At 26.7% G+C, this 1,971-nt stretch carries 3 protein-coding genes; 2 read left to right on the top strand and 1 reads right to left on the bottom strand.

The genetic code is table 11. The annotated features are described in order from the left end of the window. Positions 1-77: 77 nt before the first annotated feature. Together E6248_RS15695 and E6248_RS15700 are read left to right on the top strand one after the other, a co-directional pair. Positions 78-1,067, top strand: a complete 990-nt coding sequence (locus tag E6248_RS15695) for a hypothetical protein (RefSeq protein WP_316341702.1) — start codon at positions 78-80, stop codon at positions 1,065-1,067. Between the two features lie 13 nt (positions 1,068-1,080). Beyond that, a complete protein-coding gene (locus tag E6248_RS15700) occupies positions 1,081-1,338 on the top strand; it encodes a MerR family transcriptional regulator (RefSeq protein WP_316341703.1) in 258 nt (85 codons plus the stop codon). 77 nt (positions 1,339-1,415) lie between these two features. Here the strand turns inward: E6248_RS15700 and E6248_RS15705 are convergent, their stop codons facing one another. Beyond that, a complete protein-coding gene (locus E6248_RS15705) occupies positions 1,416-1,904 on the bottom strand; it encodes a DUF6241 domain-containing protein (protein WP_316341704.1) in 489 nt (162 codons plus the stop codon). Positions 1,905-1,971 lie beyond the last annotated feature (67 nt).

A 1,971-nucleotide genomic window follows, 5' to 3' on the forward strand; every position in this document is an offset into this window, starting at 1 on the left:
TAGTTAAATTATAAGTAGTAAGTAATAAGTAGTAAGTAAAAGTAAAATATTTACTAATATTAAAGGGGTGTATATTCGTGAAAGAATTAAAATTATCTCAAAGTTTTGCTTTGATAGCCTTAAATGCACAAGATAGTCTTAATATGACAGTAGTAAAAAAGGTAGCTTTACACACAATAGCAGCAGCAGTTGTACTTGAAACTTATTTAGATGGAAAGTTTGCAGTAGTAGGTGATAAATTATCATTAAGTAAATCATATTTAGATAAGACTGATATTACTTTATATGAAGAAGCTGTTTTTAAGCCATTATTTAATAAAAAGGATGAAATTCAAGAAAGTTTAAGATGGTGGTTATCAAAAGCTTCAACTTTATCAAATAAAAATTTGAAAAAGTTAGAAAGTACTATTGTAGACTCTTTAAAAGGTCAGGATTATATTGAAGAAATACCTAATCTTTTAGGTTGTGATATGTATTATAAGACCGCAGGATTATCACTGAAAGAATATAGAGCTAATATTGATGAATACACTAGAATAATAGAAGGACTAAAGGCTGATGTTTTAGAGGATGGCGTTATTAGTGATGATAGCATAATTATGCTATGGCTTCTTAGAGAAAGTGGAAGTTTTCAAGAAGTATTTTCTAAGAGTGATTTAGAAATAATTTTTGATAGAATTGCTAATTTGTTTATAAACAATAAGTTTTCAAAGGAACTTTTTAATATAAATATTAATCATAGTTTGGAATTAACTATAAAGGGATTTTTAAATATAAAGAAAAATGCTATTAAAACTCCTCTTGGAACTGGTTTTAATTTTGCCTTTCCTGCTATAGAAAGATCACAATCAATATTTATTGATACCGAAAAGTGGTTCCCTAATGCTGAACAAAGATTAGTGGATGTTAGAAGAAGATTAGAGGAGAATGGTCATAGTTATAATATACTTCGTATGGGAGCTGTACCATTAATAAAAATAGACAATATACTTTATGAAGCAATACCTGAAGCTACTCAAGGAAGGGTTCCAATTCATGGGGTACGTCTAAGAAGATACTGTATTTAAAGGAGTAACTATAATGTCTAGACAAAGATCATTAGAAAAAATATTAGAGTCTGAATATGTTACTATAGGAGAACTTGTTAGAATTACTAACTCAAGGTATGGTACTTTAAAGTTCTATACAGAAGAAGGAATGTTAAATTTTATACAAGAAGACGAAAAACTTACAAGAAGGTTTAAAAGGGAAGAGGCTTTAAAGAGAATTGAAGAAATAAAAGAACTTAAAAGGCGTGGACATAGGATAGATGAAATAAAGGATTTATTAAAAGAATAAATTTAAGAAGAGTTAAATAATAAATAAAAATTGGACTGGATAAAATAATATTATAAAAGAGTAGTTGGCTCATACAACTACTCTTTTAAATCTGTTGCTTTACCAATAGTGCCACCAAGCTTTTTCCAAAAATAATTATGTTCTTCTACTGCTTTAGAAAAATCATTATTTTCCCATCTAGTAAGGACTTCAAGCATGTACTCTTTATCATCATAATCAACTTTATCAATGAGATTTTTTATTGAAGATATTGAATCTGAAGTTATTTCAACCTTTCCCCAAATCTGATTATCTTCTGCAATGATTTTAGTATTACTCATTCGATGAAGAATATCATAGAGATTTTCAATAGGATAATAGTCATCATCTTTTATCTCTTCTGATTCTTCATCAGATAATTCTTTATCTATTTTTTTTATTTCAGAGATATTTGATTTAGCTTTTAAATTACCAGAATCACTTTCCTTATAAAATATAAAGCCTAAAATTCCGATAATTACAACTAGCAGTATAATTAAAAATGTAACAAAGACTTTGTTTTTAAATAAATTTTTAATATTAATCACCTTCTTTATACAGGTATTATAATCCATAAATTGTATTTAATAAACATTAATATAATTTATTTCAATT

This window comes from Clostridium sp. (genome assembly GCF_032552055.1).
Lineage (GTDB): Bacteria > Bacillota > Clostridia > Clostridiales > Clostridiaceae > Clostridium.